The sequence below is a fragment of the Psychrobacter sp. JCM 18902 genome, assembly GCF_904846615.1.
GTDB lineage: Bacteria > Pseudomonadota > Gammaproteobacteria > Pseudomonadales > Moraxellaceae > Psychrobacter.
Map to the genome: position 1 here is coordinate 2452952 of NZ_CAJHBK010000001.1, position 25125 is coordinate 2478076.

Genomic DNA, 25125 nt, shown 5'->3' on the forward strand with positions numbered 1-25125 from the left:
AAAGCCTGCAATCGATATTGCAGGCTTTTTTGTTTCTAACTCATGAGTTGAAAGTAAATCCGCTTATCATGATATCCAGTACACTTATAGCGCGCCGCTAAAAGTGTCACAAGACTGCACGTTGCCACTTTCCAAACCACGAGTGAACCACTGAACACGCTGCTGACTGGTGCCATGGGTAAAGTTATCAGGTACGACTGCTCCACCGCTAGCGCGCGCTAAACGATCATCACCGATTTGACCAGCGGCATTGATGGCCTCATCGATATCACCTGCCTCCAAAAACTGTACACGCTCTTGGTTACGTTGTGCCCAAACCCCAGCAAAACAATCAGCTTGTAGTTCTTGTAGTACGGATAGCTTATTGGCTTGTGCACGAGTGACTTGACGGCTGGCTTCATTAACTTGCTGACTGATGCCTAACAAAGTCTGTACGTGGTGACCAACTTCATGTGCAATAACATAAGCTTGTGCAAAATCACCCGCTTTACCTTGATTATCTTGGTCACCAGAGCCTTGCTTATCACCCGTTATACCGAGATTTTGGCGCATTTCTACAAAGAAAGATTTGTCTAAATAGACAGTCTGATCGCCTGGGCAATAAAACGGGCCCGTCGCGGAGCTAGCACTGCCGCAGGCTGAGCTAACTTGACCATTGAAGAGAATCAATGATGGCTCCTGATAGGTGCTGCCTGCTTCTTTAAATATCTGATGCCAAACTTCTTCAGTATCAGCCAAGACTACTTTGACAAACTGCGTATCTCGATCGTTACTTGTCGCAGGTTCGGTAGAGGCACTGCTATTGCCACCGCCTGCTACTACTTGACCCGTCTGTAAAGCGGTCATTGGATTTACCCCAAATACCAGCCATAAAATGCCAGCAATAATAATACCACCGATACCACCGCCTATCATTTTGCCACCACCACTGCTGGTGCGCACATTGGAACTGCCGCGTCTACCTTGCCATTTCATTGTTTCATTCCTCAAATATACGATATATATTGCTACTCGTATTGATGATTTTTTATATAGTGTAATTTTGACTCAATTCTTTATTTTTTGATCAAATCCGATTTCTGATACGTAAGTAGTGACAAAGTATTTTTGATAAACGCTACTTTACTAGGCTCTTGATATTGCACTAATCAAGACATTTAATGACTATTAAACCCCTAATAGATACAATAGATGCTTAAAAAGCATAGTAGAAATCAAGACATCGAAAAAGTCATCAAAATAGGTTGATGTCATTGATTATACGTCTATTAATTTGGCTCGTTGTATTAAAAATTATAACGAATAAGTGATGTAAAACACTATTTACAATTTTATTGTTACTTAATTGTACAGCCTATTTCTATTTATATAGAAATCCTATAGAATGCGTGAAAGCTGAGTAGCTGTAACTAAGACTAGTTGAATTCTGAGAAATCTCAGCTTTCAACCTTTTTTGCTGCTACTGATCATTTCATTTTCCCGGAGAAAACCTTATGAACTTAAAATTACTTGCTCTAGCTGGTATCATGACTGCAACTATGGGCCTTACTGCCTGTGACAGCAACAAAGAAAACGCTGCTGAAGATTTATCTGACGCACAAGAAGAAGTGCAAGATGCATCAGAAGAGCTAAACGAAGCTGCTGCTGAAGGCGAAGTAACTGCTGATGCTGACGCTGCTGTTGCTGCAGCTGAAACTGACATCGCTGATGCTCAAGTTGCTACTGCTACTGACGAAATCGATGCTGAAGTACCTGTAGACGGTACTACTACTAGCGTTGACGTAGCTAGCGAAACTCCAGCTGTAGACGCAGCTGACGAAGTTGTAGTTATTGAAGAACCAGCTCAGTAATTTTATCGTTTATATGATAGAAATACTGTAGTAAAAAAAAGAGAGCCTAAGCTCTCTTTTTTTGTGCGTGTCATTTACCATTGTTCGTGGTTATTCATAGCTAAACATGATAGTTAATGTCTCTGATCAAATGTAGATCAACCATCTCACATTAATAATAAAGCGTAACTTTAACAACCATCATGAAGTCATGATATATTTATATGTTCAGTTTCATATGATTGATAGTTACTGCTACTCGTCAAATAGACGCTCATCAACTTGTTGACGGAATTTTTGCCCTGTCTTGAAAGTCACCACACGGCGTGCTGATACGGCGACTGGCTCTCCTGTCTTAGGGTTGCGACCTGGACGGCTATTTTTATCTTTAAGCTCGAAGTTGCCAAAGCCTGAAAGCTTGACCTCTTTGCCATCAATTAAACTCTCTGACAATTCATCAAAGAAATTCTCTACCAAACAGCGGCCTTCTTGGCGTGTTAGGTCAAGATGACTCATCAAATGCTCAATCATGTCAGATTTGGTTAAGGTGCTCACAGTACGACTCCTATGCTATGTCGTGATGTCGAATATCATGGTTTAGCGGTATGAGGGTTAATGCTAGTTATTATAAAGGTTTTCTAACCTCTTTTTAACAAAGACTGCTTTAAAATCCTTTATTAATAACCACTTAACTATTTTTATGAAAAAAAATTTTATAAAATCATAATTCTTATAAATAGCAATGCCCTATAGCCTCTTGAAGAGTGAGGCTACAGAGCATGTCTATGATAAGAGTTATATGTTAGCTGTCACGCAACTTTGCAGCATGTTGCTCAGTTAGTGCTTGTACCACTTTGTCAGTCGCGGTTTTGATGGCGTCATCAGATAGCGTTTGTGCATTGTCTTGCCATATTAGCGCAAAAGCCAATGAGCGCTGACCAGCTGGCACGTTGTCGCCTTGATACACATCAAACAGCCACAGATCAGCCAATAGCTCACCAGCTGCGGCGCGTATCGTCGACTCTAATGTCTGTAAGCTGATCTCACTGTCTACTAAAATGGCAATATCACGGCGTACTTGTGGAAATTTGCTCGGGGTGGTGATGGTATGCTGCTCACGGGCAAGGGTCAGTAATGGCGCAAGTGATAATTGAGCAACCCACGTAGCTGGCAAATCTAACTGCTTAGCCGTGTTAGGATGCAACTGACCCAACCAACCGACATATTCATCATCAATATAGAGCTTAGCACTTTGACCCGGATGCAAGAAAGCAAACTCACTGCGCTCATAACGAATACGGGCGCTATCCATTTGTGCAGGTAATAACTGCTCAATATCATGCTTAAGATCATAAAAGTCTAACGCACGGTTTTGATACGCTTGCTCGTCCCAGACATCGCCAACTGCTACTAACGCAATACTTGGCGTTTGTACCAATTCACTAATACTTTGACCAACAAAGCTAAGCCCTGTTTCAAAGAAACGGACTCGTGGCTGCTGACGATTGAGATTGTACTGCACGCAAGGTAATAAGCTTGATAGCAAAGTACGGCGCATCACGGCTAAGTCACTAGAGATAGGATTGGCCAGTGCCAACACTTCTCCTAGGGCTTTATCATCAAGTAAAGCTTCTATTTTTGCGTCACTAAAGCTAAAGCTAATGGCTTCCATATAGCCATTATCAACCAATGCAAGCTTCATTTGATGCGTTAAGTCTGCGGTATCGTCATAATCCATACTGACTTGCAAATGCGGCAACACGCTTGGAATATTATCATAGCCATAGATACGCGCAATTTCTTCGATGAGGTCTTCTTTGATACTCATGTCAAAGCGATACGATGGCGGCGTGCAAATCAGGCTATCGGCTTGCTGCACCACCTCAAAGCCCAATTGGGTTAAGATACGAACCATCACTGCTGGCTCAATCTCAATACCGATGACATCGCGGACTTTAGCAACTGGTAAAGTGATCGGTGCGCGAGCTGGTAAATGCTCACTGCTTTCTGCTTTTACTATTTGTCCGGCTTGCCCACCAGTAACGCTAGTAATCAAATCAACAGCACGTGCCAGTGCCAGCTCTGGTAACGCAAAGTCTACCCCACGCTCAAAACGTTGTGAGGCATCGGTATGTAACCCAAAACGACGTGCGCGCGAGGCAATAGCTAACTGACCAAAGAAAGCGCTTTCTACAACAATATTGGTGGTGCTATCAGTCACACTACTACGCTGACCGCCCATGATTCCGGCAAGTGCAAGTGCGCCTTTATCATCAGCAATGAGCAATTCATCACCGGTTAAGGTAATGGTTTGCTCATTCAACAAAGTAATCGTTTCTTCAGGTTGTGCCAAACGCACAACGATATCGCCCTCGATAGTATCGGCATCAAACGCATGTAGCGGTTGACCCAACTCCATCAATACATAGTTGGTCACATCAACCAAAAAATTGTGCGAGCGTAATCCTGATTGAACCAGCGCATCTTGCATCCACTTTGGGGTGTCGATACCACGATCAATATTGCTGATTGATTGTAGTAAATAGCGTGGGCACGCTTCAATTGCACTAACCGTTACCGCTAGCGTAGCAGTATCAGCACCGTTATCAGTAACTACCACATTGGTAGGAATCTCAGGCAGCTGCATTGGCAAATCATTAATGACTGATATTTCGCGCGCAATACCGCGTACACTAAAGCAGTCACCGCGATTTGGGGTGATAGAGATATCTAGGATTTGATTGTCTAAGCCTAGATATTCACGGATATCCATACCAATTGGTGCATCTGCTGGCAATTCGAGCAGACCATCGATGCTATCGATTAAATCAATTTCAGACGCGCCGCAAAGCATACCGTTAGAGTCGACACCGCGTAGGTTACCGTTTTTAATTTCAAAACCTGCACCATTATCAGAAGGCAAAATGGCACCAACAGTAGCAACCGGTGCTTTCATACCAACGGTGACATTGGGCGCACCACAAACGATTTGTAACGGCTCAGCGGCACCAATATTAACCTGCGTAACGCGCAGTTTATCGGCATCTGGATGCTGCTCGATGCTGATGACTTCACCGACAACCACACCACTGAAGGCACGGGCAACCGCATAGCGATCATCAATCTCAAGTCCTGCCATCGTGAGTTGTTCGGCCAATTGCTCACTGGTATTGTTGGGGTTTACCCATTGACGTAGCCACTGTTCGCTAATTTTCATAAATATCTCAGATCAGAATTTTATAATAAAGGTTTTGGAGTAAAGGTAGAGGTATTATTAAATAATAAAATCTAGCCAAACTGCTTTAAAAAGCGTACGTCATTTTGGAAAAACAGGCGCAAATCATCGATGCCGTAATATAACATCGCGAAGCGCTCAATCCCCATTCCAAAAGCAAAGCCAGTATATTTTTCGGCATCAATACCGCAGTTGGTCAGTACTTGTGGGTGTACCATACCGCAGCCCATGACCTCAAGCCATTTACCATTGTCATCGAGGATATCCACTTCAGCTGACGGCTCGGTAAAGGGGAAAAATGACGGACGGAAACGTACAGTCAGCTCTTTGGCAAAAAATGCTTCTAAGAACTCGCTAATCAAACCTTTTAGCTCGGCAAAAGTGCTCGACTCAGTGACCATTAAACCTTCTAGCTGATGGAACATCGGCGAATGCGTTTGATCCGAGTCATTGCGATAGACGCGACCTGGGCAAATAATGCGAATCGGCGGCTCATTCTTTTCCATCGTGCGAATCTGCACAGGACTGGTATGCGTACGCAGTAGATAATGCGCATCAAAATAGAAGGTATCGTGCATCGCGCGCGCTGGATGATGCGACGGAATATTAAGCGCCTCAAAGTTATAATAATCGCTTTCGACTTCAGGACCAGTAGCAACGTTAAAACCTGCTTGTATAAAATACTGCTGCATACGCTGGGTAATCATGGTCACTGGATGCAAATGACCTTTTTGACCACCGCGAGCAGGCAAGGTGATATCAATACTTTCGCTTGCAAGCTTAGCATTTAGTGCAGCCACTTCTAGCTGCTGCTGCTGCGCTGTCAACGCATCTTGAATACGGCTACGAACTTGGTGTAACCAGCCGCCGTAGGTTTTTTTATCGTCGCTGCTGAGTTTACCCATCTGCTTTGACCAGCCAGTTAATGGGCTCTTTTTACCGGTCAATTGCACACGCAAATCTTGCAACGCACGCACATCGTTTACTTGTAGAACCAAGGCCTCAGCGGCACTGGCCAACTCATTTAGCTGAGCTTCATTAAGCTCGCTTAGCTCTGTGGACAAGGTCGGTAGCGCCGACAAATCGGTGGTAGCAGCAGGGGTAGTCATAAGATGCATTCTTCCTGATTTAAACGGACTATTAATAATAGTGATTGGTAATTGTAGGGATTTGACCAAATATTGCAAACCATTTACCCAGTCATTCAAAAATAATACCAGTGATATGAATGGCTTGAATATTTAGACGATGATAAAAGCTATCTCAACAAAGCATATTTAGCGTTGGTGCTAAAACAAGGCTGTGACATGAAGTATTAAGATAATGTGATATAAAAAAAGCCACCGACCAGCGGTAGCTTTTATTAATATCATACTATTAATCAATATTATCCCTGTCCATATAGATAACTACTTGTAAATTCTGACTAAACAAGCAGCAACCCTAAAGGAAGGTTAATATTTATGCTAATGCCGCTTTTGCTTTTTCAACCAACGCTGTGAAAGTCGCTGCATCATGCATAGCGATGTCAGCAAGTACGCGACGATCGACAGTGATGTTAGCCAATTTCATGCCATTGATAAAGCGGCTGTAGCTTAAGCCGTTTAAGCGTGCACCAGCATTGATACGTGCAATCCAAAGACGACGGAAGGTACGTTTTTTGTTGCGACGGTCACGATAAGCATATTGACCAGCTTTGGTCACTGCTTGTACCGCTACGCGGTAAACACGTGAACGGGCACCGTAGTAGCCTTTTGCGCGTTTTAGGATTTTTTTGTGACGACGATTCGCCTGTACACCACGTTTTACACGGGCCATAAATTACTCCAAGATTTCTTTAATCATTATTAAACGAATCACGATGTCATCGAATAGTAGACATCGCTATCAGATTGCAAAGTCAGATATTTTTAATTCAGTCACTATAAATTAAACAGCGCTTAATTAAAGCTAAATGACGATAGCCTACTAGATGTATGGGCACATGCGACGAACTGCTGCTTCGTCAGACTTGTCCACCATCTTTAGACCGCGCAACTGGCGAATACGCTTAGCTGATTTCTTGGTCAAGATATGGCTTTTGTTTGCTTGCTTACGCTTGAAGCCGTTCGCTGTTTTTTTGAAGCGTTTAGCTGCACCGCTTCTGGTTTTCATCTTAACTTTCATGATGATTTGCCTCTTTGTCTTTGATAGAACCTGGTCGTCAAATAGTTAATAACGAATAGTGGCTGTAAAAACACCCACTAAACCTCTATTTGCCTCGAGGTGGGAGGCGGTATTTTAGCAGATAATGCACTGTTTTGCCAAGGAAACTTTTACGCCTCGCCTAGGGTGTGTCCTCAATCTGAACGAAAGCAAATAAATGGACTAAAAACGGTTAAATTCTGCCAAGCTACGTCAAATACTTGATTCATATCTCGATATTATTTGTGCTATTTTCCTTATTTGACGGCAATTTATCTCATTCTTATCATTATTTTTAAAATGAGAACACGCCTTAGTAGGTATGACAGTGGATAATGAGTATGAGCCCATTTATAAAGATTTTAGTCAAAACACTCATAAAACTGCGGATTTACCGCCAAATAGATTGAATGTCAGCTTAAGCTGTGCTTAAGTAGAGACTGAACCTTAGTATAAGCTGAGCATTAATAATACAAAGTTATTTATCACACTTATCGAGCGTCTATCGTACGATGATGACGCTACCAACCTACACCATGATTAGCAGCACTCATAGCCTGCAATCAATCTAGGAGATAACGTGTCAAAACAAGAATTAGACTTTGATAACGACATATTTGTCTTTGAAACAGTGATGCGTGTGCGTCATATTGAGCTTGATATGGCTCAGTACCTGACGCTCGAATCATTGACGGCATTGCTATGTGAGGCGCGGCAAAGATTTTTTTACTCTAAAGGTATTAAAGAGATCGATGCAGATTATCACGGTTTAATTATCGATGAGTTACAGCTGAGTATTGTCAGTCGCATACGGGCGCGTGAAGAGCTATTATTTGAAGTAGGCGTTGAGCCGTTATACGATAATGGTGGCACTATAGTGATAAAAATTACCCGTATGCATACTGGAGAAACAGTAGCCAAGGCGCGGCAGCATTTTGTCAACTATGACTTTCGCCTCAATAAATCGATTGCGCTTGATAAAATTATGAAAGAAGCACTGTACCCACATCTCTACAGGATTTGATGTTGAGGACATGCCCTAACGCCAACCGCTTTTTTATTCAGACCATAGATAGAATCCGTTACGATTCACTTATTCCCCTTTGATTTCTATATACATAAGAAGACAGATATATTATGACTTTACCTGCTTGGCTGGCTGCCATAAAATTTAATGATGATGGTTTGATTCCTGCAATTGCTCAAGATCATAAGTCTGGGCGTATTTTGATGATGGCTTGGATGAATGCCGAAGCACTACAGTTAACCGCGCAAACGCAGACAGCGGTTTATTTTTCGCGCTCACGTGCCAAATTGTGGCATAAGGGCGAGTCATCGGGTCATACTCAGACCGTACATGATATTCGCTTGGACTGTGATGCAGACGTGATTGTACTTAGTGTCACTCAGGCTGGCGGTATCGCTTGCCATACTGGTCGCGAGTCTTGCTTCTATCAGCGTTTAGATTTGTCGGGCCAAACGCCTGAATGGCAAACCGTCGATAAGGTATTAAAAGACCCTGCTGATATTTATCATTCAAGCGATACAGCAAAAGCTATTCCTAAAAGTAACGAGACGCAGGCTCACGATGTAATCCCTTCAGATGCCAAGCACAGTCACCATGACAACAACATTACCAATCGCTCTATTTTGCAGCAGCTTGACGGTGTATTGGCAGAGCGTAAACAAGCGGATGCTGATAGCTCGTACGTGGCAAGCTTATACGCAAAGGGTTTAAATAAAATCCTAGAGAAAGTTGGCGAAGAAAGTACTGAAAGTATCATTGCCGCTAAAGATTTTGCCCATTGCGACGAAAATAGCAATAAAGCGCAATATGATGACGCTCGTCACGAGCTCATCTATGAGGTGGCCGATGTCTGGTTTCATACATTAGTAGGACTGGCGTGGTTCGATATTGAGTCGGATGCGGTATTAAACGAGCTAGGTCGACGTTTTGGTCTATCAGGTATCGATGAAAAGGCGGCGCGATAGTTTCTATAAGCTTGGCCGTTGCCCTGTTTGATTATTGTTGATTTCACCTTTTTGTCACAAGTGCAGGTTATAATATAGCTCTGTTTTACTTCGCATTGTATGTCGAGGCTGTTTATTGAGTATAACGATATTCAATACACCCAAAGTAGGCATACAAAGACTGAAAACCAAGACACAAGGATACCTTTATGGGTAGTTTTTCTATTACGCATTGGCTGATTTTATTGGTGGTAGTGGTGGTCGTATTTGGCACCTCAAAGCTTAGAAATGCTGGCAAAGATTTGGGCGGCGCAGTCAAAGGCTTCAAAGAAGCGGTCAAAGATGAAAATACTGAGCATGCTAAAAAGCATGTGGTGCTCGATCATGATGGCAATGCACACACTGAAGAGCGCCCAACAACCACCAAGGTTGATGACACGCATAATGTATAGCCTCTAGACAGTGACCTTTTAGACAATGACATCGGAACATTATGTTTGATATCGGCTTTTCTGAACTACTCCTCTTTGGTGTTATCGCCCTAATCGTCTTGGGCCCAGAAAAACTGCCACAGGCAGCGCGTACCGCTGGGCAGTGGTATGCCAAAATTCGCCGCACGGTATCCACCCTGCAATCTGAAATCGAAGCTGAGCTTGATTTGGCAGAGACCCGCCAGCTTATGCAAAAAGAGCTGGCCAAAATTCGCCAGACTGAAGCAGATATGAGGCGTGAGATGGCGGAGATGCGCGGCAGTATGCAAGAGTTTGAATCCTCGCAAAACCAGCATTTAAAAGCATCGCGTGATTCAGGCGATGACAATACGCCTAGACAAAGTAGTCAAGCCAGTAGTGAGAATGATGATAATCGACCAGTGCAGCCAAAAGCGTTTGACTACGCCTATGACAGTAACAGACAGACTGAGAAACCAGAAAGCCCTGAGCAGTCATCGGCACAAGGCGACAATGATAGTCCAAAAACTGACTGTAGTGATAACGCCAATCCAGTGTCTCAAACCATCACAACTAGACCGTGGGAAAATATGTGGTTTCGTCTTGGAGCTTATGATAAAGCGCGCCGTTTGCCGCAACCACCCTACTTACCAAATTATAAAGCCGATATCTTACTAAACAGCCATATAGACAGTCCTTTACCTAAACAGGCTTCTGTTCATGAGCAGGAGAGTCATTAGTGGGCTTATTTAAACGTAAAAAAAGCCGTCAAGAAAAAGTCGCGGATTCAGATATCGAGACCTCAACAGCTACCATTGATGGCAATGTCGACAGCAATACTGAGGACTCTGGCGATATCTTAAGCTCACTTGGCGATATGCCTATTACTGAGCACTTAATTGAGCTGCGTAGACATCTCATAAAGATATGCGTCGCGGTACTGGTCATATTTTTAGCATTAGTCGGATTTTCACGCGAGCTCTATGATTTTTTGTCCAACCCATTGGTTGCCCAGTTGCCTGCCAACGCAACGATGATCGCGACGGATATCACCTCTAACTTTATGGCACCGATACGCCTGACTGTTTTTGTCGCTGCATTCTTTGCAATGCCCTACATTTTGTATCAAATCTGGTCGTTTGTCGCACCCGGTTTATATAAAAAAGAGAAAAAAATCGCCATTCCCGTTTTGATGTCCTCTATATTTTTATTTTATGCGGGTGTGGCTTTCTCTTATTTTATTGTACTCAAAGGCGTTCTCAAATTCTTTATTATGTTCGCGCCGCAGAACGTGTTGCCGATGACCGACATCGACAGTTATTTAAGTTTTGCACTTAAACTCTTTATGGTCTTTGGTTTAACCTTTGAGATTCCAGTCGTCACCTTGCTATTGATATTGACGGGCGTCGTCTCCATTCAGAGCCTAGAAGATAAACGCCGTTATATTATTGTCGGCTGTTTCGCCGTTGCTGCGGTTGTTACACCGCCTGATGGGGTGTCGATGTTGATGCTCGCCATTCCGATGTGGTTGTTGTTTGAGCTAGGATTATTTTTAGCAAAAGTATTAATTAAAGAAGAATACAGTCCTGCCTTAGCAAGCGATACAGGGTTAAGTAAAGAATAACATCACTTGTCAGGTACTTATTCCAAAAACAGCCAACGCGCTAATCTGTTACTATAACCTGCTTATTTCTACCTTTATTTTCTATGAGTTTTTGTATTATTGTCATATGCGCTTGCAAGCATTTTGCAAGTGCACATGATGAGTCAGCCATTGTCTATGCAGTGGCTTTTTTTACCCCCGTCATTTTTGATCCGTTTTACTCTTTTAGGTAATTTTTTATGTCTGCATCTATGCCAGCTTATATGAGCGATCCCACTGATGAGCAGCTGAGCGCGCTCAACATGGCGATGGATCACAAGTCATTTAAAGTGGTGGCTTATGCGGGTGCTGGTAAGACGACGACCTTAAAACTGATTGGTGAGCGTTTGCGTGGACGTGGCTTATATTTAGCTTTTAACAAAACCATTGCCAATGATGCTCGCTCAAAGTTTCCACCGCATGTGGAATGTCGCACCTTTCATTCGCTTGCTTATCGGCATGTCGCCCGCGATATCACTGCTAAGCTGTCGTTGCCGCGTTTTTCACCCAAGCGTTTGGGTGATGATTTGGGTTTGCAGCCCGTCCAAGTACGTCGGCAAATGGATGGTATAAACAAATATATTACTCTCACCCCAGCCCGACTATCGCGATTCGTCAGTGATGCTGTCAGCAATTTTTGTAGTACCCATGCCAGTTATCCTGCCCCTAGACATATATTGTTTCCCAGCTGGCTCGATGATTCTGATGCCGAGCAGCTGCGTGAAATGCTCTACCCTGCTGTTGAGCAGCGCTGGTTACAGTCAATTGATGCACGCCATCCTGCTGGTATCGGGCATGATATTTATCTTAAATTGTGGGCATTATCGAAGCCTAGTATTCCCGCTGATTTTATTTTGTTTGATGAAGCCCAAGATGCCGATCCCTTGATGATGGGAATTTTGACCCAGCAGCCACGGCAAGTGATTTATGTGGGTGACGCTCATCAGCAGATTTATGAATGGCGCGGCGCAGTCAATGCGATGAAAAAACTACCCTTACCACAAACCTTATTGACCCAGTCATTTCGTTTTGGCGAACCAATTGCTGAGATTGCCAATACTTTGCTCAAAGCATTGCAAGAAGACGTCCCGTTAAAAGGCAATCCTAATAAGCAATCTTCTACTGATAAGGGTATGGTACATAGTAAAAAAGATGCCATCCTTTGCCGCACTAATGCCGCCGCAATGTCGCAATTATTGACTGGATTAAAATTGGGTCACCGCGTGGCGCTACAAGCTGATACCGATCGTATGCTTAAATTTTGTCAGGCGGCCGAAAACTTGAAAAACGGTAAGTCAGCGTACGGCGTACCCGAACTGGCGTATTTTTATAATTGGGGTGATGTGCAAGAGTATTCTGAAACCAATGAAGGCAGTGATCTAAAAACACTGGTGAAATTGGTCGATGATCATGGCACCAATGTCCTGAGCCAAGCGGTCAATAGTTTGACCAGTATCGAAAATGCTGACTATGTTATCTCCACTGCCCACAAAGCGAAAGGGCTCGAATGGGGAAAGGTACAGCTGGACGATGATTTCTATTATGATGTGACCACCAATGCGGTCAAAATAAGCCCTGAAGAGTTGCGTTTGCTCTACGTCGCTTGCACACGTGCCCAGACCAATTTAGACATTCATAATATTAAAGACTTGATATCTGGTTTGCAGACAGGCAAAAAAGTGATTTTTGGTAATACTTAATTTTCTTAAATTAGACACTTTTCATATTTGCCATTCCAACTTCCTAGTTTATCTTTCGTTATAGCAACTTTTTAGCAGTGAACAACAAGCATGAATAATAGTCAGCAACTTCAAGTACGTCAAAATACCATCCGTCAGTTATTTGCCAATCCTGTCCGCCTACTGGCACCAATGGAAGGCTTGACCGATCCATTAATGCGACAAATTCTCACGCAAATTGCATCGGACTTGGGTCGCCCTTATGATTGGTCGGTTAGCGAATTTATCCGTGTGACTCAGCACGTATTGCCTGCGCATGTATTTTATAAATACGTTCCAGAACTGCGTCATGATGCTAAAACTGCCTCTGGCACGCCTATTCATGTCCAGTTGCTCGGTAGTGAAGCGCAACTCATGGCAGAAAATGCTGCTTATGCTGCCGCGCTTGGTGCGCCGGCGATTGATATCAACTTTGGTTGCCCCGCCAAGACGGTCAATAGCCACCGTGGTGGTTCGGTATTATTGGATGAACCCGAAACCATGTATCAGATTATCAGCGCGGTGCGGCAAGCTGTTCCCGTTCATATTCCAGTATCAGCCAAAATTCGTTTAGGTTATACCGATACCAGCCGCATAGATGATATCAAAGCTGCGATTAGCGACAGTGGTACTGATTGGCTAACCATTCACGCACGAACCAAAACTCAAGGCTATAAACCACCAGCTTATTGGGACAAAATCCAAGGTTTTAATGCGCTCGATATTCCAGTCATTGCCAATGGCGAGATATGGAATACAGAGCACGCGCAAAACTGTATGACTCAAGCTGGTACAGAACATCTGATGTTAGGTCGCGGCGCGGTTACCCGTCCAGATTTGGTTGCTCGTGTGGATTGCGTTCCAGATGATGCCATGCTAAGTGCGGCAACGTTGTCATGGGAAGCAATGGTCACCCATCAGATAAGATTTTTGGAAGGTCAGGCTAAAACTGAGGTGATATTAGTGGGTCGTTATAAGCAATGGCTTGCGATGCTCATCAAAGGCTATAGCGAAGCAAAAGTTTTATGGGACAGTATTAAAAGAGAAAAAGATAAAGCAGCTATCATTAGTGCACTGCAAGCCAGTGTGCGCCAATAATAGCTGCTTTTATCTTAAAGGTAATCTGTCTAACGAATAAGATTAAATACTCACTCTAATCGCTAAATAGAATAACATCAAACAACAGGCAATCGATAACACCCAAAGTATGGAGCGAAACGTCGCCAAATTAGTAATATAAGCCACGCAAAAACCGATACGAATCAGCACGTACAACCAAGCCAGTATATTGATAATCGATTGTGGTACGAAGAACAGCATTGCCGTCAGTACTGCTGCCAAAAATATTGGCAACGTCTCATAGCTGTTTTGCTGGGCCGCGTTAGCACGTGCGGCCGCGCCCGTCGTACCTTGTAAAAAATCACGTGGATGGGCATTGTCAGCCAAATTAAAGCCGCCAATAGCTTTCGCTGTCAATGCCATGGCAAGCGGTAGTAAACTTGCTACGACCATCGCCCAAATTGCAGACGCTGCGGTATCAGAAACTAATTCCAGAAGTGCATTCATTAGTATACTTGCCCCTACCCTGCAATCACTTCGAAATCATGGGTGACATTCACCCCACCTTGTACCAACATTCTACTGGCCGAGCAGTATTTTTCTGCGGACAGTTTTATGGCCTTCTCTACTTGGCTTTCCTTGACATCTTGACCTGTCACCACAAAATGCATATGTATATCAGTATAGACAGCTGGTACAGTTTCAGCACGCTGAGCGGTCAACTCGCAACGCACGTCTGTCACCTCTTGGCGCGATTTTTGTAAAATTGCTACCACATCATAGCTAGCACACCCACCAAGCCCCAATAGAATCAGCTCCATCGGACTTGCGCCTCTTTCTTTATCGGCATCGATCTGTACATTATGCCCTGATGGTGACACGCCCATAAATGCTTTGTTTTCTTGCCACGTTACACTTGCTTTTGACTCTGACATCTTGACCATTCCTTATTTTAATTAGCTCGTTGCCCGATTTTTATTTTCTGGCAATATGTTTTACTTGGCTAGTGTAGCATAAGCCAATGGCACATTTTATCGAGCCCTTGTCATCCAAAATCATTATTATTATAAATAGCTCACCTATTTGTCTTTTGCAGCCTTATTTTTAATTAAACCTTTTTACTAAAATTTTCTTAGCAGTGAATTAACATTCATACACCGCCTACTGTTTATTATTCAAACCTATCCTCTTATAGTTCGAACCTATCTTTGTAGTAAGATTTTCTAAAAAACATTACAAATGTTTAATTATAACTGGTTGATTTTAAACAGTTAAGCTCGTGAAACATTTTATAGCAAAATACTGTTACACATTTTGCTTGTTTCTTGGTTTAATAACGGTAATGAATCTTATTTTGACCTAATATCGACAACCATCACCTTATAATAATTATGATTGCTGTCACGGTTCTAGCTCAAAATAAGCTATTTTAAATAAATTAAAAAGGTTTAATCATGATAGATGCAGACGGCTTTCGCGCCAATGTCGGCATCATCTTGGCAAATACACAAGGGCAGGTTCTGTGGGCAAAACGTATTGGTCACAACGCTTGGCAGTTCCCACAAGGCGGTATCGACCGTGGGGAGACGCCGATGGATGCGATGTATCGCGAGCTCTGGGAAGAGGTCGGCCTGCATCCGCGTCATGTAGACTTATTGGCAGTGACGCAAGATTGGTTGCGCTATCGTCTGCCAAAACGCTATGTGCGGCATGGACAGCACCCTTTATGTATTGGGCAAAAACAGAAATGGTTTTTGCTACGCTTAGATGAGACGAACACTCAACATATCCGCTTTGATGAGGGCAAGCCAGAATTTGATCATTGGCAATGGGTCAGTTACTGGTATCCACTTGGACAAGTGATTCATTTTAAACGAGGCGTTTATCGCCGTGCCTTGCAAGAGCTAGTGCCTGAGCTACCTCTAAGACAAGAGCTGATTATTCCTGAACAAGACAATCACTTGTTGATAGGATGAACTGACATTTTGATTAAAAGTAACACGTAATAGAAGAGCCTGTATCCTTTAGATGCAGGCTCTTCTATTATATAGCGATTATATCTTTCGGAATAATTATGGCTTGATAGCAATTTTTAGTACGCCGTCACGCTGATGCATGAACAAGTCATAGGCCTCTATAATATCATCCAAGGCATAGGTATGCGTCACCATCTCTGATAAATCCACTCGACCAGACTCGATGACATTCATCAATCGGCGCATACGCTCTTTACCTCCTGGGCAGAGAGCCGTTCTTATCGTATGATCGCCAAGACCAGAGGCGAAATGAGCCATTGGAATGACTAAATCTTCAGAATACACACCCAAGCTTGAGAGTGTACCGCCTGGTTTTAATACTTTGAGACATTGCTCAAACGTAGACTGTAAACCTAACGCCTCGATACTGCTATCCACCCCACGACCACCAGTGATTTTCATGATCTCATCAACCACGTCAACTTCTGTGAAGTTTAGAGTAATATCTGCTCCCAGTTTCTTTGCCATGGCCAAACGTTCATTATTGCCATCGACAGCGATAATCATCGAGGCACCCTTAATTTTTGCACCAGCAGTAGCGCATAAACCGATAGGTCCTTGTGCAAAGATAGCAACTACATCACCAATCTGAATATTGGCGTTTTCTGCGCCTTTGAAGCCTGTCGACATAATGTCAGGACACATCAACACTTGCTCATCCGTCAGTCCATCTGGCACTGGACATAGATTGGCCTGCGCATCTGGCACTAGCACATACTCTGCTTGCGTGCCATCAATGTGATTACCAAAACGCCAGCCACCTGTGGCTTTATAACCGTGACAAGAACATCTACCATCTGCATCAAGATAACCACCGTCTTGTGACGGGAAACCATCTTGACTGGCATAGGAGGTAAACGTTGGGCAAATGGCGCCAGCAATGACTCGCTGCCCTTCTTCATAGCCCATGACTGCGCTACCAAGCTTTTCAATGACACCTACTGGCTCGTGACCAATGGTTAAGCCTTTTGCAACGGCATACTCACCTTTAAAGATATGGATGTCAGTACCACAAATGGTCGTGGTCGTAATTTTTATCAAGGCATCATTAGGGCCTACATCAGGGATTTTTTTATCTACAATTTCGATTTTACCTGGTTCAATAAATATCAGTGACTTCATCATGCTCATTTCACACTCCTTGTTTTATAAACATTTACTCAACTGGTATGAACTTTAGTGACATCTATATTTATCTTACGCCATATAAATAGTAATTTAAAGTGAAATCCATTCTTTAATAAAGGGATTGTTGATTATCTATTGTTAGATATTAAAACTGTAGTATCAAACTTCTCATGAAAATTGTACGTGAGCCTTATTAAGAGTAGATGAAAAAGTTAATAGATGAAAAATCTATAGGCTACTTATGACTATCATGTCGACAATCTTTATAACTGTCATGCTGACACTCTCGGCTTACTAATCTAGCAATATCATCCACTGCGGAAGCTGCCAACTGAGAATGACATTTTAGGGTTAAAATGCTTTGGGTACGTGTCGCATAAGTGGGCAAATTATTTTGCGTATGATTAAAAGCGACAGGCTCTATATAAATAGAAGACAGAATCTGCTCAATCTCAACAGCCACTCCAGTCTCCGGCAGCTTATCCACTGGCGCTTGCGTATTGTCAGACAATACCGCAAAGGCAGCTTCTTGCCAGTACTCAGGTTCGCTATTCTCAGCGATTAGTGGCAATACTTCTTGGCGCAGCCTACCTCGCAGTTTTTCAGTTTTAAACCAGCTGTCCTCAGGCTGACCATTGGAAATGACATGCAGTCCTGCATATAGTGGCATAGGAGCATGACCACGGTTATTGACAATAACGGCTTGCTCACTATCACCAATAATGAGATTGAACCCAGCATAGTTTTGCAAACTAATCTGCCGTGCAAACTCCATCGGGCTGATATCACTGGTTAAGAAATCCGTGACTAGCGCCCCGCGTGAGCACTCATCAGAGCTTGCCTGCACGCCATCGCGAAAATTCAATACCGCAGCCCAACGTCCGTTTTGCTGATAATACTCTTGAGGCGCTTGATGACCGTCCTGATGATTGGCTTGATGGGGCTGTTGATGAATACCCAGCCAAGTACCGCCACTTTGTACATCGCGTCCTGCAAAAATAGGCTTATCTTCCCATTGATGTAGCAGCTCTGTCGGACGCTGCAAAAATTCATCGCGATTGGACAATAACACCAAAGGCAGCTCATCAAAGAGTTGCCAAGCAATGGCGACAATACACATAAGACTCCTAATTTTACTAAAAATGTGCTTAGCAAACAGCCAAGCTTGATTTCAGTTTAAACTTAGTTCACTGACAAATTAGTTCACTGATAAGTTTTTGCTAGCAGGATAACTAATCTGAGAGGTCGACTGTATGACTTTCGATTGTTTACTTGGTAAATCGAACTCCCACGCAACCATGCCTTTATTGTCATTCCAGTCACGCTCAGTCACTGGCGGTGTATGAGTGATGGTTACTTTAAGACTATCGTCACGGCTAATCGGCTCACTGCCCAATACTTGTAAATGCATAGGTCGGTTGTGCTGATTGGTAAATTGATAAGCTTGTACTTTAGTTAAGGTTTGCGTGCGATTAAATGCGCCTTTATCACCCTGCTTATCTTCATCAGCTATCTGCTTTACGATGGTATTAGGGTCAATACCAAAACCGATACCTTGCTCTTTGAGCGCTTGATAATTATAGCGCGCCTGCCCGACATAATTATCATCACGGTATAGCTGTAGCGAACCATCTACCCAAGCTGGTGTCAAAAACGGTGCGGATGCATACCAATAGCCAGCTGCCTCCACACTCGGCGTACTACGAATCCATAGCTTGCTACTGCCCGACTGCTCATCAATGACCGTCCGTACGCGCCTGCCATCGCTTGGAATACTAATACGCTGCGGCAAGCGGTATTCGGTAATGCCGTTTTTATTCTGACTGCTAACGGTAAAGCTTGGCAGTGGCGCCATGTTGGGTGTCGAGGCACCGCCATAGCTGTCTCTTGCAGATACCACAACAGGCATGTTTTCCGCCATAGGTGGTACAGATATAGTCCGGTTTTTTTGATCTTCTTCATATAGCGAGAAACGCTCAACTCGTGGCAATTGGCTGGTCGTGTTTTGATTGGGATTGACAGAGCTTAGCATCAAAGGGACATTGAGCCAGTTTTCTCCTGTCTGCTGGGCAATAACCGCAGAGGCAATGATATTTAATTGCTTGGTTTCAGTATTCAGCCTTGCTTGATACGTTGGCTCCCAACCCGCGCCGCGTACTTGATAGTGCAGTTTCACACTGCTTGGTACTCGACTGGCAATACGTACACTCACTTGAATCACACTATTTTGAGTGGAAGTCGCGCTGCCCGCCATTAGTTGGTTGAGCGCATCTTGTGCACGGGCTTGGCGCTGCTGAATTTCTAGTATGCGTTTATTGATACTGACCGCTTGGGTTTCCAGATCGCGCGCATTATTGGCAAGCGTGCCATCTGTACTGATTTGCGTGACCTTGGTTAAATTCTGCAAGTAAGCTTTAGCTAAGCGTGCCGCTTCTAACTCAGCATTGATAACTGCCAAATTATCTTGCTGTGTCTGCACTCTCGCCTCACCTTGATACTGACACTGTGCTGCTTGCTCATCGCTTAAAGTCTCGATACTGACTTCACCAATATTGATGCCTTTTGCTGCTTGTACGCTCACACTGTCTTTATCGATATAAGGGGACAGACAAGAAAAAACCAGTGTCTGCTCACCGCTACCATTGATTGGTAACGCACGAGTCACACTAGCTAAGCCCTGATAAATGGTCACTTGCTCAATACTACTGTTCACTGCCTGAGCAGGAGTCAAAGCTAAAGCCGCTAAGCTAAATAAACCCAGTTGCATCAACTGTTTTTTAGAGGGTAAAAAATTAGGTAGTATTGCTACTTTTGATAACTTAGCTTGCATAATCATTCCTTAAAAATACGGTTAATCCATTAATACGGTGCATTAGCGCAAGCGCGCAATATCTAACGCTTCATTAAATATAATGATGCAATATTTATGATGGCATTTATTTTCAGCAACTTTTTTATATCTTAGCGGTTTTCTGGCTTTCTTTCTAGATGTTACCCGTAGCAGATAAGTTGTTACCATGAGATGAGCCTCACCGTAATTTGGTATGCCTCACTGGCTATTTTTGCTATTATGAGCAGCATTCTATTACCAAATTTATGATGCCCTTATGATGATACATCCTCAGTACGATCCTGTAGCGCTGTCTTTGGGTCCAGTAGAAGTGCACTGGTATGGCCTAATGTATTTGTTGGCATTTGCCGCCGCCTTTGGTCTGGCTTGGTATCGCAGCACCAAACGTGACAATTGGAACACTGACATGGTGTCCGACTTGGTATTTTTTGGCGCACTTGGCGTCATTTTGGGCGGTCGTGTCGGCTATGTATTGTTTTATCAATTCGGTGAATTTTTACAAAACCCCGCTTACCTTTTCAAAGTCTGGGAAGGCGGCATGTCTTTCCATGGCGGCATGATTGGTGTCTTACTGGGCATGTTATATTTTGCCCGTAAGTATAAAAAGACCCCGTTTCAGGTGCTGGACTTTATCGTTCCTTGCGTGCCAACAGGCTTATTATTTGGTCGTATTGGCAATTATATCAATGGCGAGCTATGGGGCCGCGTCTCTAACGGTGGCTACAACTGGCTTACCTACTTCCCGCAAGCGGCTGCTACTGATATGCAGCAATTGCAAACCAACCCTGAGCTACAAGAGTTGATGCTTGAAGTAAATGGGCAGTATTTGCTACCTCGTCATCCCTCACAGCTGTATGAGGCACTTGCCGAAGGGTTATTATTATTCCTATTCCTATGGTGGTATTCATCAAAACCGCGCCCACGTATGGCAGCATCGGCAGTATTTTTATTGGGCTATGGCATCAGCCGCTTCATCATTGAGTTTTTCCGCCAACCCGATGCGGACCAAGGATTTGTATTACTAGGTTGGATGACCAAAGGGCAGATACTCAGCGCTCCCATGATTATTATTGGTTTCATCATGCTGGTATACGCTTACAAACGTGGTATCTATGACTGGGGTAAGCAGTCGGCTTATTAAGCACTAATTCACATCCAGTAGCCTGTTAAAAAACAATACAACTATGCGTTTTAATAGCGTAGAAGAGCAATTTTATGACCATGAGCAACTCCATTATTAGTAACAACAAGCAGCGTAAAAATGAGCAAGCCTATCTAGATTTGCTGCATCTTGTCCTCACTGAAGGCACTGAAAAAGGCGATCGTACTGGCACTGGTACGCTGAGCCACTTTGGCGCGCAGCTACGTTTTAATTTAGCCGATGGTTTTCCATTATTAACCACCAAAAAAGTCCACTTTAAATCTATCGTCTATGAGCTATTTTGGTTTTTAAGTGGCAGCACCCATGTTGATTATCTACAAGCCAATGGCGTACGCATTTGGAATGAGTGGTCAACGGCTGAACAGACAGCGCGCTTTAATCGCCCTGCTGGTGATTTAGGCCCTGTCTATGGTCATCAGTGGCGCAATTATGGCGCAAGCCAGCGTGAAGATGGGAGCTACAATAACGATGGTGTCGATCAAATTACCCAAGTCATTGAGCAAATAAAAACCAATCCCAATTCAAGACGTTTGATTGTGTCTGGTTGGAATCCCGGTGAAGCAGATCAAGTTGCGCTGCCGCCTTGTCATACGCTATTTCAGTTCTTTGTGGCGGATAATAAACTGTCATGCCAGCTCTATCAGCGTTCAGCAGATTTATTCCTAGGCGTGCCATTTAATATTGCCAGTTATGCCTTGCTGACCCATATGGTCGCGCAAGTATGCGGACTAGAAATGGGCGAATTTATCTGGACGGGTGGCGATTGTCATATTTATCAAAACCACCGTGAGCAAGTTGCATTACAGTTGACGCGTGAGCTTTATACGCTGCCAACGCTGACGCTTAACTCTAATGTGAATGATATCTTTGCATTTAACTATGATGATATTAGCGTTGATGGTTACGAGTCGCATCCTGCGATTAAGGCAAAGGTTGCAGTCTAGCCTTTGTTTGATTGAAAGTTTTAAATAAATGCAGCAAATGCAAGTAGCATGTTAAAGACAATAAAAAGGATACGTTATGAGTTATGCCCACACCGAAGTTGCCCAAATCGCAGCTATCAGTAGCAACCGCTGTATCGGCAAAGATAATGAGCTACCGTGGCATATCTCTGCAGATTTGCAGCATTTCAAAAGCAGGACGACCAAACAAAATGATGGTGCGATCCAAGGTATCGTCATTATGGGTCGTAAGACGTTCGAATCGATGGGCAGCAAGCCTTTGCCAAAACGCGTGAGCTTCATCATCAGTACCCAGCTAGATTATGCCGAACAAAAAGGTTTGGTCGGCAAAAGCAATGCCTATGTGGTGCATAATTTAGATGATGCATTAACGCAAGCAGCAAGTCTGGCACACGGTGCGCATCTTGATACGATTTGGGTGATTGGCGGCGAGCGCGTGTTTAGCGATGCGTTGATGTATACCGATCGCATTGAGCTGACCCACGTCGATACTGAGATTACGGATGGTGATGCCTTCTATCCTGAGTTGCCAAGTGAATTTGAAGTGGCAGAAGAGTCTGAGCAAATGTATGATGAAAAAAGTGACTTAGACTTTAAATTTGTGACTTATAAAATAAAAGCAGACTAGGTCAGCTGGTTATGAAACTACTACCCTTTATCTTTACTGGCATATTACTATCGGGCTGTCAGAGTCTAGCGACAAGAGAGCCTGTTATTAAGCCTGCTGAAATATTGCGTCAACCTCAGTTCACAGTTCCACACAGAGCAGCTAGACGTTTGAAAGCTGGTGAGGAATATGAAGTTGTCCTGAGCATATTGATTGATAAATCTGGTCAAGTTAGTTCCATTTCTGTTACTGAGTCATCAGGCGTCGTGTCATTAGACCTAAGAGCTCTACGTGATGCTAGAAAAATGATATTCAAAGCCGGTACTAAGGATAATGAGTTTATTACAACAAAAGTTACTGTACCCATTACCTATGTAATACATTAGAAAATGTTTACCCTACTACTAAAAATTTAGACAGATAGGTAGGTAGAATGTAAATGCCTACTCGTGCAATACTTTATAAACCGTTTTTGCAAGTACTGGCCCAATCCCTTGCACGCCTGCCAATTCCTGCTGCGATGCACCGAGCAATTGTTGCAATCCGCCAAAATGATTGAGTAAATCACGGCGGCGCTTTTCACCGAGCCCCGGTATGACTTCTAACACTGACGATGAACGGCGCTTATCGCGCTTCTTACGGTGCGCAGTAATCGCAAAACGATGTGCCTCATCGCGAATATGCATCAGTAAATGCAGCGCCTTGCTATCCATGGGCAAATCAAGCGGCTCATGATCGATAAAATGCAGCACCTCAAGCCCAGCCTTACGTCCTTCGCCTTTTGCCACGCTAATCAGCAAAGTATCACCAAGAATACCTAACTCGGTCAGCACTTCTTTAGCGATGCCAAGCTGCCCTTTACCACCATCAATCAGCAACAAATCAGGCAATGGCTGCTTTTTATAGCGCCGTGTCAGCACTTGTTTCATTGCGGCATAATCATCACCACCGACAATGTCATGAATCGCATATTGGCGATAATCACGGCGACGCGAGCCACCTTGGTCAAAGACTACGCAGCTACCAATGGTCGCCTCGCCCATCGTATGGGAGATATCAAAACACTCTATGCGATCAATGGTTCTATCAGTGACGTCCGCTAAGACATCTTTTAACGCACCAAAGCGCGCATGCAACTCTAAATAATCACCCAGCTTGGTTTTTAGCGCATTATTGGTATTGAGTTTGGCTAAATCTAACCATTCGGCACGGTGCTCACGGACACTGGTTTTGATCACGACTTTACTGCCAAAATGGCTCGCTAGCGCTTCACTGACCGCCACCTGATCCGGTAATTCATGACTCAACATAATTTCTGCAGGCAAATCATCCGTTACCTGAAAATAAAAAGAGGTAATGAACGCCGATAAATTATCAGCAAGTGGCTCACTGCTATCAACATCAGGGAAGTAATTTTTACCACCCAGTACACGACCGCCACGTACCGTCAGCACGTTCACACAGGTCATCCCTGCTTGGCTGGCAATAGCAATCACATCCGCCTCGCCTTGCACAGTATAAACAGCTTGCTTGGCTTGTACTTCACGCAGCATAGACAGCTGATCGCGATAAAACACTGCCTTTTCAAAATCTAATTCTTCAGCAGAAGCTTCCATTTTTTCAATCAAAGCGCTATGAATATCGCTAGAGTCGCCTTTTAGGAAACGAATAGTATTATTGACGTCTTCTGCATATTCTTCAGGCGATACCAAGCCCACGCAGGGCGCACGGCAGCGCTTAATCTGATACTCAAGACAAGGACGCTTACGTTGCTTAAAAAAAGTATTGGTACATTGGCGCATTTGAAACATTTTCTGCATCAGCACCAGTGTCTCTTTGGCGGCATGAGCAGAGGGAAACGGACCGAAAAAGCGACCTTTTTGGTGATTGCCTTTACCGCGACCATAAGCCAATCGCGGGTAAGGTTTATCCGCTGAAATAAACACATAAAGGTAAGATTTGTCATCACGCAATAGCACGTTATAAGGCGGACGATATTCTTTAATCAAGTTTTGCTCGAGCAATAACGCTTCGGTCTCACTACGGGTAATAATGGTTTCAATATTATGTATCCGTGCCACCAGCGCCCGTGTTTTTGGATGGTCAATGGTTTTAGCAAAGTAGCTGTTCACACGGCTCTTGAGTGACTTGGCTTTACCGACATATAAGATATCACCATTTTTACCCAGCATTTTATAGACCCCTGGCAAATTTGGCAGGCGCTGAATTAAATGCTTAAGACGGGCTTTCTTGTCATCGATGGGACTCGATTCTGAGACATTGACCATAGAA

Annotated in this window: 25 protein-coding genes; 13 read left to right on the top strand and 12 right to left on the bottom strand. The window is 43.7% G+C overall.

Annotated features, from left to right (window positions below):
• Positions 1–84: 84 nt before the first annotated feature.
• Positions 85–975 (bottom strand): neutral zinc metallopeptidase, encoded by an 891-nt coding sequence (locus JMY05_RS10090; RefSeq protein WP_045445932.1) that lies wholly within the window; start codon positions 973–975, stop codon positions 85–87.
• A gap of 518 nt (positions 976–1493) precedes the next feature.
• Here JMY05_RS10090 and JMY05_RS10095 point away from each other — a divergent pair.
• Positions 1494–1850 (top strand): hypothetical protein, encoded by a 357-nt coding sequence (locus JMY05_RS10095; RefSeq protein WP_045445929.1) that lies wholly within the window; start codon positions 1494–1496, stop codon positions 1848–1850.
• Between the two features lie 234 nt (positions 1851–2084).
• Here the strand turns inward: JMY05_RS10095 and JMY05_RS10100 are convergent, their stop codons facing one another.
• The 5 genes from JMY05_RS10100 to rpmI all read right to left on the bottom strand — a co-directional run bounded on the left by JMY05_RS10100 (position 2085) and on the right by rpmI (position 7230).
• Positions 2085–2384 (bottom strand): integration host factor subunit alpha, encoded by a 300-nt coding sequence (locus JMY05_RS10100; protein WP_045445928.1) that lies wholly within the window; start codon positions 2382–2384, stop codon positions 2085–2087.
• 247 nt (positions 2385–2631) lie between these two features.
• A complete protein-coding gene (gene pheT, locus JMY05_RS10105) occupies positions 2632–5046 on the bottom strand; it encodes a phenylalanine--tRNA ligase subunit beta (RefSeq protein WP_201614995.1) in 2415 nt (804 codons plus the stop codon).
• A 71-nt stretch (positions 5047–5117) separates the two neighbouring features.
• Entirely contained in the window at positions 5118–6173 is a 1056-nt protein-coding gene (pheS, locus tag JMY05_RS10110) for a phenylalanine--tRNA ligase subunit alpha (protein WP_201614997.1), read from the bottom strand.
• Between the two features lie 352 nt (positions 6174–6525).
• Complete coding sequence (gene rplT / locus JMY05_RS10115) at positions 6526–6882, bottom strand: 50S ribosomal protein L20 (RefSeq protein WP_025651520.1); 357 nt, start codon at positions 6880–6882, stop codon at positions 6526–6528.
• Positions 6883–7032: 150 nt separating this feature from the next.
• Complete coding sequence (rpmI, locus tag JMY05_RS10120) at positions 7033–7230, bottom strand: 50S ribosomal protein L35 (protein ID WP_010197866.1); 198 nt, start codon at positions 7228–7230, stop codon at positions 7033–7035.
• A gap of 598 nt (positions 7231–7828) precedes the next feature.
• On the opposite strand from rpmI, the gene JMY05_RS10125 reads away from it, so the two are divergent.
• The 7 genes from JMY05_RS10125 (at position 7829) to JMY05_RS10155 (ending at position 14126) form a co-directional block, all read left to right on the top strand.
• Positions 7829–8272 (top strand): acyl-CoA thioesterase, encoded by a 444-nt coding sequence (locus JMY05_RS10125; RefSeq protein ID WP_045445921.1) that lies wholly within the window; start codon positions 7829–7831, stop codon positions 8270–8272.
• Between the two features lie 113 nt (positions 8273–8385).
• Entirely contained in the window at positions 8386–9240 is an 855-nt protein-coding gene (gene hisIE / locus JMY05_RS10130; RefSeq protein WP_045445918.1) for a bifunctional phosphoribosyl-AMP cyclohydrolase/phosphoribosyl-ATP diphosphatase HisIE, read from the top strand.
• A gap of 188 nt (positions 9241–9428) precedes the next feature.
• Positions 9429–9671, top strand: a complete 243-nt coding sequence (tatA, locus tag JMY05_RS10135) for a Sec-independent protein translocase subunit TatA (protein WP_045445916.1) — start codon at positions 9429–9431, stop codon at positions 9669–9671.
• Between the two features lie 41 nt (positions 9672–9712).
• Entirely contained in the window at positions 9713–10408 is a 696-nt protein-coding gene (gene tatB / locus JMY05_RS10140) for a Sec-independent protein translocase protein TatB (protein ID WP_201614998.1), read from the top strand.
• Positions 10408–11292, top strand: a complete 885-nt coding sequence (gene tatC / locus JMY05_RS10145; RefSeq protein ID WP_201615000.1) for a twin-arginine translocase subunit TatC — start codon at positions 10408–10410, stop codon at positions 11290–11292. The genes tatB and tatC overlap by 1 nt, the downstream gene beginning before the upstream one ends.
• Before the next feature lie 218 nt (positions 11293–11510).
• Positions 11511–13010: a UvrD-helicase domain-containing protein gene (locus tag JMY05_RS10150; protein WP_201615002.1), complete on the top strand. Its 1500-nt coding sequence runs from the start codon at positions 11511–11513 to the stop codon at positions 13008–13010.
• Positions 13011–13100: 90 nt separating this feature from the next.
• The gene (locus JMY05_RS10155; protein WP_045445914.1) at positions 13101–14126 is read left to right on the top strand and encodes a tRNA dihydrouridine synthase; all 1026 of its coding nucleotides are present in this window, start codon (positions 13101–13103) and stop codon (positions 14124–14126) included.
• A 42-nt stretch (positions 14127–14168) separates the two neighbouring features.
• Here JMY05_RS10155 and JMY05_RS10160 read toward each other — a convergent pair whose 3' ends face one another.
• On the bottom strand, positions 14169–14594 hold the full coding sequence (locus tag JMY05_RS10160) for an MAPEG family protein (RefSeq protein ID WP_087813625.1): 426 nt from the start codon (positions 14592–14594) through the stop codon (positions 14169–14171).
• Between the two features lie 14 nt (positions 14595–14608).
• Positions 14609–15022, bottom strand: a complete 414-nt coding sequence (locus tag JMY05_RS10165) for an OsmC family protein (protein ID WP_201546031.1) — start codon at positions 15020–15022, stop codon at positions 14609–14611.
• 519 nt (positions 15023–15541) lie between these two features.
• Here JMY05_RS10165 and JMY05_RS10170 point away from each other — a divergent pair.
• The gene (locus JMY05_RS10170; protein WP_045452438.1) at positions 15542–16063 is read left to right on the top strand and encodes an RNA pyrophosphohydrolase; all 522 of its coding nucleotides are present in this window, start codon (positions 15542–15544) and stop codon (positions 16061–16063) included.
• A 96-nt stretch (positions 16064–16159) separates the two neighbouring features.
• On the opposite strand, the gene JMY05_RS10175 is transcribed toward JMY05_RS10170, so the two are convergent.
• From JMY05_RS10175 to JMY05_RS10185, 3 genes are all read right to left on the bottom strand, one after another.
• Positions 16160–17254 carry an NAD(P)-dependent alcohol dehydrogenase gene (locus JMY05_RS10175; RefSeq protein ID WP_045445913.1) on the bottom strand — a complete coding sequence of 365 codons (1095 nt, stop codon included), beginning with the start codon at positions 17252–17254 and terminating at the stop codon, positions 16160–16162.
• Between the two features lie 232 nt (positions 17255–17486).
• The gene (locus JMY05_RS10180; protein WP_201615004.1) at positions 17487–18371 is read right to left on the bottom strand and encodes an NRDE family protein; all 885 of its coding nucleotides are present in this window, start codon (positions 18369–18371) and stop codon (positions 17487–17489) included.
• A 78-nt stretch (positions 18372–18449) separates the two neighbouring features.
• The gene (locus tag JMY05_RS10185) at positions 18450–20081 is read right to left on the bottom strand and encodes a DUF4139 domain-containing protein (RefSeq protein ID WP_227678160.1); all 1632 of its coding nucleotides are present in this window, start codon (positions 20079–20081) and stop codon (positions 18450–18452) included.
• Positions 20082–20358: 277 nt separating this feature from the next.
• Between JMY05_RS10185 and lgt the strand changes: the two genes are divergently transcribed.
• The 4 genes from lgt (at position 20359) to JMY05_RS10205 (ending at position 23219) form a co-directional block, all read left to right on the top strand.
• Entirely contained in the window at positions 20359–21243 is an 885-nt protein-coding gene (gene lgt / locus JMY05_RS10190; protein ID WP_087813630.1) for a prolipoprotein diacylglyceryl transferase, read from the top strand.
• Positions 21244–21317: 74 nt separating this feature from the next.
• Entirely contained in the window at positions 21318–22208 is an 891-nt protein-coding gene (locus JMY05_RS10195; RefSeq protein WP_045445910.1) for a thymidylate synthase, read from the top strand.
• 76 nt (positions 22209–22284) lie between these two features.
• Positions 22285–22854, top strand: a complete 570-nt coding sequence (locus JMY05_RS10200; RefSeq protein ID WP_201615008.1) for a dihydrofolate reductase — start codon at positions 22285–22287, stop codon at positions 22852–22854.
• An 11-nt stretch (positions 22855–22865) separates the two neighbouring features.
• A complete protein-coding gene (locus tag JMY05_RS10205; protein WP_045445908.1) occupies positions 22866–23219 on the top strand; it encodes an energy transducer TonB in 354 nt (117 codons plus the stop codon).
• A 57-nt stretch (positions 23220–23276) separates the two neighbouring features.
• On the opposite strand, the gene uvrC is transcribed toward JMY05_RS10205, so the two are convergent.
• A complete protein-coding gene (uvrC, locus tag JMY05_RS10210; protein WP_201615010.1) occupies positions 23277–25121 on the bottom strand; it encodes an excinuclease ABC subunit UvrC in 1845 nt (614 codons plus the stop codon).
• Positions 25122–25125: the final 4 nt, after the last annotated feature.